This is a genomic window from Streptomyces caeruleatus (assembly GCF_001514235.1).
Lineage (GTDB): Bacteria > Actinomycetota > Actinomycetes > Streptomycetales > Streptomycetaceae > Streptomyces > Streptomyces caeruleatus.
Map to the genome: position 1 here is coordinate 1,148,940 of NZ_KQ948924.1, position 6,258 is coordinate 1,155,197.

Annotated in this window: 4 protein-coding genes; 3 read left to right on the forward strand and 1 reads right to left on the reverse strand. The window is 65.5% G+C overall.

The window, feature by feature from the left end:
• The first annotated feature begins 166 nt into the window (after positions 1–166).
• Positions 167–916, forward strand: a complete 750-nt coding sequence (locus AQJ67_RS04995) for an SDR family NAD(P)-dependent oxidoreductase (RefSeq protein WP_062716717.1) — start codon at positions 167–169, stop codon at positions 914–916.
• Positions 917–1,216: 300 nt separating this feature from the next.
• Here the strand turns inward: AQJ67_RS04995 and AQJ67_RS05000 are convergent, their stop codons facing one another.
• Positions 1,217–3,565 carry a SpoIIE family protein phosphatase gene (locus tag AQJ67_RS05000; protein ID WP_062716718.1) on the reverse strand — a complete coding sequence of 783 codons (2,349 nt, stop codon included), beginning with the start codon at positions 3,563–3,565 and terminating at the stop codon, positions 1,217–1,219.
• A 209-nt stretch (positions 3,566–3,774) separates the two neighbouring features.
• Here AQJ67_RS05000 and AQJ67_RS44725 point away from each other — a divergent pair, with 209 nt between their 5' ends.
• Both AQJ67_RS44725 and AQJ67_RS05005 read left to right on the forward strand, forming a co-directional pair.
• On the forward strand, positions 3,775–4,188 hold the full coding sequence (locus AQJ67_RS44725) for an aldehyde dehydrogenase family protein (protein ID WP_079055763.1): 414 nt from the start codon (positions 3,775–3,777) through the stop codon (positions 4,186–4,188).
• Between the two features lie 563 nt (positions 4,189–4,751).
• Positions 4,752–6,215 carry an APC family permease gene (locus AQJ67_RS05005; RefSeq protein WP_159058712.1) on the forward strand — a complete coding sequence of 488 codons (1,464 nt, stop codon included), beginning with the start codon at positions 4,752–4,754 and terminating at the stop codon, positions 6,213–6,215.
• The last annotated feature ends 43 nt before the right edge of the window (positions 6,216–6,258 follow it).

Below are 6,258 nucleotides of genomic sequence, written 5' to 3' on the forward strand. Positions count from 1 at the left end.
GGCGGGGACACCCCTGACTGTCCTGACTTGACACAGGTGCCGCAGAGCGGCGAGCCCCGGCCCGTTCGGTGTCCCGAAGTGGAACAGAAGCGATTGTTGAGGCGACCGTAATGTTGCCGAGAGCCTTCCCGGGCGGCCCCGGCCGCGAAGAGATGCGAGGAAAACGATGGATCGAGTGCGAGGCAAGATCGCGATCGTCACGGGTGCTGCCCGAGGCCAGGGCGAGGCGCACAGCCGGCTCTTCGCCGCCGAGGGGGCCAAGGTCCTCATGACCGACGTCCTCGACGACGCCGGTGAGAAGGTGGCCGAGGAACTGCGTGACGCCGGGTACGACGTGCACTACCGGCACGCCGACGTCACCTCCGAAGCCGACTGGCTCGCCACGGTGGCGGACGCCGAAAGCCGCTGGGGTCGCGTCGACATCCTCGTCAACAACGCAGGCATCGTCGGCACGATGAAGGCGGCCGACGAGGAGGATCTCGATGCCTGGACGAAGATCACCGCGATCAACCAGCAGGGAGTCTTCCTGGGCATCAAGCACGTCGTCCCGGCGATGCGCCGAGGCGGCGGCGGAGCCATCGTCAACACCTGTTCGATCAACGGCTCGGTCGGAGCGCCCGGCTCCTTCTCGTACCAGGCGTCCAAGGGCGCCGTGCGCATGATGACCCGGGCTGCGGCCCTCGAGTACGTCAAGGACAACATTCGCGTGAACTCGGTGTCCCCCGGTCTGGTGATGACTCCCATGGCTGACGAGGAGGGCGAGGAGTCCAACAAGGCTTTCGCCGCCGCCACCCCGATGGGGCGGGGCGCGCGTCCCGAAGAGGTCAGCTACGGCGTCCTCTACCTCGCCTGTGACGAAGCCAGCTACGTCACCGGCACCGACCTTCTGATCGACGGCGGATACACCGCTCAGTAGAACGGCGTCCGGCGCATCTTCCGGATCATCCCCGTCCGCGCCGGCCGCGCCGTCTCCAGCGGTCAGCGCCAGTACTGCCGTGCCGGACCCGGTGGCCCGGGTTCCATGCCGAAGGTCGCGATCTTGACTTGCCGATCTCGTCCTGGCGGGCTCCATTGGAGCATTCTGGGTCCTCTCCCGGAGCTGCAGAAAACCACCATCGTGCGCAGCAGCAAGGATTTGAACCAGGACTGCTCCCTGTGCGTATCAACACCCCACGAGCACGTACGGGTACCTGTTCACTGTGCAACTGAGAACAGGTCAGGCACTCCTGCTGAGTGGCACTTCCGCCCAGATCGTCTTGCCGGATGCTGTGTACCGGGTGCCCCATCGCTCCGTGAGCTGGGCGACAAGAAACAGTCCGCGGCCGCCCTCTTCGTCCATCCCCGCCCGCAGCAGGTGGGGGGAGGTATGACCACCGTCCGAGACCTCGCAGACAAGGTCCTGGTCCCGGATGAGCCGTAGCCGTATGGGAGAGCCGCCGTACCGAATGGCGTTGGTGACCAGCTCACTCACTACCAGCTCAACGACGAACGCCACCTCATCGTGGCCCCAATCAGCCAGCTTATGAACCGCCAGATCACGGCACCGGGCGACCTCTGCAGGTTCGGCGGGCAGGTCCCAGCTTGCTACTTGGGCGTCGCTCAGCGCATGGACCCGAACCAGGAGGAGGGCTGCGTCGTCCTCAGCGGAACCTGGCAGTGCATCAGCAACAACACCGTCGCAGGTTTCCTCCAGCGCGCGGCCAGGTACGGACAGAGCGTCGCAAAGCTTCCTGAGGCCAACGTCAATGTCCCGGTCGCGGGACTCCACCAAGCCATCGGTGAACAAAGCCAGCACGCTGCCCTCAGGAAGGTGAAATCCGACGCTCTCGAACGGCAGGCCGCCCACTCCGAGCGGAGGTCCAGCGGGCAGGTCGATTATTTCCGCGTGGCCCTCGGGCGACACCAGCGCGGGCGGCAGGTGGCCGGCGCGGGCCATGAGGCAATGCTGCGCGACCGGATCGTAGATGGCATACAAGCACGTCACACCCATGGCCCGGTCGTCCTCTTCCCCCAGGGGTCGCGCAACCAGGTCGTCGAGCCGAGCGAGCAGCTCCTCCGGCGCCAGGTCAAGCGCCGCAAGTGCGGCCACGGTGGTCCGTATCCGCCCCATGGTGGCTGCGGCTCGCATGCCGTGGCCGGCAACGTCCCCGATGACCAGGGCGACCCGTGCGCCAGAGAGCGGAATGACGTCATACCAGTCCCCACCCACTCCGACTGCTCCGGCTGCTGGCAGATATCGGTGGGCAACGTCCACAGCCATGGGCTCCGGAAGGTGGCGCGGGAGCAGATCGCGTTGCAGCATCAGTGCGGCCGCGTGCTCCCGCGCGTAGCGGCGCCCGTTGTCCACGCAGACCGCCGTGCGGGAAACCAGTTCCTCAGCAAGGCTGATCTCCTCGGAATCGAAGGGGTCCCTCGGCGGAAGCCTTTGGAACGTCACCAGGCCCAGAACCGTTTCCCGGGCGAGCAGGGGAACGGCCAGGTCACGGTCTCTCGCGACCGGATGCCCTTCGGTAAGGCAGAGCAGCTGTGGGGAACCCGGCGGGTATTCGATCGGATGCGGGGGCGCAGCTCCCGCTACAGCGAGGCTGCCCCCGCGGTCGGCCATCCGCCGCAGGTCGGGGCGGGCTGACATCCTGCTGGTCCACTCACCGGGTTCCTCGCCGCGGAGCACGGTTTCCAGGAGGTCCACCTGCACCACGTCCGCAAATTCCGGAGCGGCAAGATCGGCCAGGTCATCGGCCGTCCGTGCGATGTCCAGGGTCTGCCCGAGCCTTCCGCCAGCACGGCTGAGCAGCGCCATGCGTTGCCGCACCACGTAACGGTCGGTGATGTCGACGGCCGTTTCGCACACGCCGAGTGTTCGGCCGTCATCGTCCTGCATCCGGAAATACGAGCAGGACCAGATGTGATCGTGATGTGGATCAAGGCGGGTGGGGCTGTGGTAGCGGAGATCGATGAGTGGTTTCCCTGTGTCCAGGACACGCTTGATGACGTTGTCCAGCGTCGGCGCCGGCTCTCCGTTCTGGGAGAGGACCGCGCCCTGCGGAAGCAGGTCTGCGGCCCGCCGTCCGATCCAATCCTCCAAAGTCCAGCCGAACCGTTTCTCGACAGCGGCGTTGATCCACTTTCCTCGGGCTTGTGTGTCGTAGATCGTGATCTCGATGGGTGACTGCTCACTCAGGCCGTTCAACATCGCCTGATCGCTCGCCCACTGCTGGTAACGCGCCACGCTCACGGCTGACAGCAGCCAGGCCGCACCGCCCTCCGCATGCCCAAGCGGACTGGATACCAGGGCTACTGGAACAGTGCGGCCACCCCGATGACGCGCGGGGCAGGTGGCGTATCGCCTTCCGGATTCCTGGAACGCTGCCCTCCGCACGGCGTCGCCCAGAAGATCGCCCACGGGCCTGCCCAGAGCCTCCGCGGTCGGGTAGCCGAACAGTTCCTCGGCCGCCGAACTCCATCCAATGATCGTTTCCAGGGTGTCCAGCACTACCGTCGCTGCCGTGGGCACATCAAAGGGATCGGCGCGCTTCGTTTTGGCTCTCATGTTGTCCGAGCTCATCCTGGTTACCTGTCAACCGCGAGGAACCTCGACCAGATCAACCATTTTGTCCACCGTAGCTGCCTGCATACGACAGTGTGCTCTCACGCGTGCTTGTGCCCCCCTCGGGCGCACCAGCTCGTCGAACCGGCCACTGAGCGGGCGGTGTCTCCCGAGGTGTCTCAGGGTGCGAGCAGGTCGTTGGCGCGTCCCGTGACGCAGGGTTCGACGTGCATGGTTGTGAGCGCCTGGTCAGCGGCGGTTATTTCGTCCGGCCTGCGGTCGTGTCGTCGGTTCCGGCAGATCACGAGTTGTCGACCACCGTGTCGTTCCTCCCGATCAGTCGCGTCTCATCGTGCGATGAAGCGCTCGGTAAGGCGAACGAGACCCCGATGGGCCTGACAGCCGGTATCCATACCGGAGATTTTGAAGTGGCTCGGGTGTTCTTGAACGGTATCGAGGCCGGGTGCGTCGATGTGAATGTGCCGGGGCACGCGACCACTGGCTGGTGGCCCGGTCCTCAGACGCTACAGGGCTGGAAGGCGAGCGGCCCGACCGCAACGCATCCCCTTGGCAAGGTGTATTGGCAGCGGTTCGCCCGTCAGCAGGCGCGTAAGCTTCCTGTAGAGCCGAGCGTTTTCTGACCTGCCGACATGCGCGATGGCACGTCCACCGCGACGGCTCGAGGAGGCCCCATGGCCGCAATACCCGAAGGACCCCTCGCCCAGCCGTTGCGGGCGGGGGCGGCAACAAGCGCCGAGCCGTACTCGCTACTCGAGCGCTTCCTCGCGGACCCCGCCAGTACCGATCTGAGTCGGCTGCGTCCCGTGATTGCGCGGTCGTAGCAGCGCAACCTGGCGCGCGGCGTGCCTACCGGATCGACTTCACTCAGCGAAGTCACCGACCCGCGGATCGACGAACAGCTCCTGATCTGCGCAGAGCCCGCACTGACCGAACTCGAACGGCTTTGCGCCGGCACACATGGGTCGGTGTGCCTCACCGACTCCCAGCGGTGCCGAGGGTCGGGCGTCGCTGCCCCAAGTTGAGACAGTCCCGCCTCACCGAAGTGAGCATGCTAGGTCGCCTGTACATGCGCTGGTCTCTTCAGGGCCTCGTCCCCAGCGCCCGCCCCTTCCGGGCGGGGCCTCTGCGCTCTCACCGCTGGGTTGGTCCGCTGCGTCTTGGCCGGATGACAAGGAAGACCTTCATGCGATCGAACCCTCCCGTGCTTCCGGAGCCTCCCGCCGCCGACACGACAGCACCCACGGCGTTCGCCCTCAGGGGCAACATGGGCACGTTCGGCCTGCTCTTCACCGTGCTCGCGTTCACCGCGCCCCTCGGTGTGGTCTTCGGCTTCATATCGGTCAACATCAGCTTCGGTGTCGCGGTGCCCATCGCCTTCGTGGGCGTCCTGGTGCTGATGACGCTTTTCGCCCTCGGCTTCACCAGCATGACCCGCCGCATCCCCCGCCCAGGTGCGTTCTACACCTACATCGGCGAGGGGCTGGGGCGCCCTATGGGGCTGGGCGCGTCTTTCCTTGCCCTTACCACCTACGGCTTCAACATCATCGCCGCGCTCGTTTTCTCAGGTATCGCAGTCAAGAACCTCATCATCAGCTTCGCCGGGGCATCCTCGGTGCCATGGTGGGTCTGGGCGCTGATCATGTTGGGAACCGTCTGGATCCTGAGCTACTTCAACGTGGAGCTATCGGCCAAGGTCCTCTCCACGGTGCTGGTGATCGAGGTATCCGCCGTCGTGATCTTCGATATCGTGGTCCTCGCCAATGGCGGGCCCGAGGGCCATTCCCTCACGCCTTGGAACCCATCGAACCTGTTCACACCGTCGATCGGGATTCTGCTTCTGTTCAGCGTGGGCGTCTTCAATGGGTTCGAGGCCACGGCGATCTACCGCGATGAGGTCCGCAATCCCGACAAGACGATCCCTCGCGCCACCTACCTCACGATCATCTTCCTCGGCGTCTTCTACGCCATCTCGTCGTACGCGCTGATCGTCTCGGCCGGCACTTCGAAAGCGGTGGCGAGCGCGACGGCGAATCCGGCCGAGATGATGCCGCACGCCCTGCTGACCTACTTCGGCGCGTTCGCGAACCAGGTGATCGCGGTTCTCCTGGTGACCAGCATGCTCGCGTCGTCCCTGTCGCTGCAGAACATCCTGTCCCGTTACACACATTCGCTCAGCGTGGACGGCATCCTGCCTCGCCGCCTGTCCGCCGTTCATCCCAAGCACGGGTCGCCGCATGCCGCGGCCTTCACAGTGGGCGGGTGCCTTCTCGTGATCCAGGTTGCATTGATCGTCTCGGGTGCCTCAGAGTTCGATATTTACGGAGCCGCATCGGGCGTGGCCTTCTACGGGATGCTCCTGCTCCTGCTCCTCACCTCCATGGCGGTGATCGTCTACTTCCGTCGCAACAGCGCGGGCGCATCCCTGTGGAAGACACTCATTGCACCGGCCCTCGCGGCGCTGGGCATCGGCTTCGCGCTGTGGACGGCGTCGAGAAATATGGATCTCCTTGTGGTCGCACCTCCCGTAGGCGTGGCGGCTCTTCTCGCGGTCGGGTACGTCGCGCTTCTTGGCGGTGTGGTTGTCGCCTTGGTGCTGAAGCGACGTGGATCGCCGACCTACGAGCGCATCGGACGGCGCGCGCAGTAGACCCCCAAGACGGTTGAGACCTGCCCCGCCCAGCCCGCCACAC

Coding starts and splice junctions, on each gene's coding strand:
- AQJ67_RS05000 (WP_062716718.1), bottom strand. CDS start 3,565: ATGAGCTCGGACAACATGAGAGCCAAAACGAAGCGCGCCGATCCCTTT.
- AQJ67_RS05005 (WP_159058712.1), top strand. CDS start 4,752: ATGCGATCGAACCCTCCCGTGCTTCCGGAGCCTCCCGCCGCCGACACG.
- AQJ67_RS04995 (WP_062716717.1), top strand. CDS start 167: ATGGATCGAGTGCGAGGCAAGATCGCGATCGTCACGGGTGCTGCCCGA.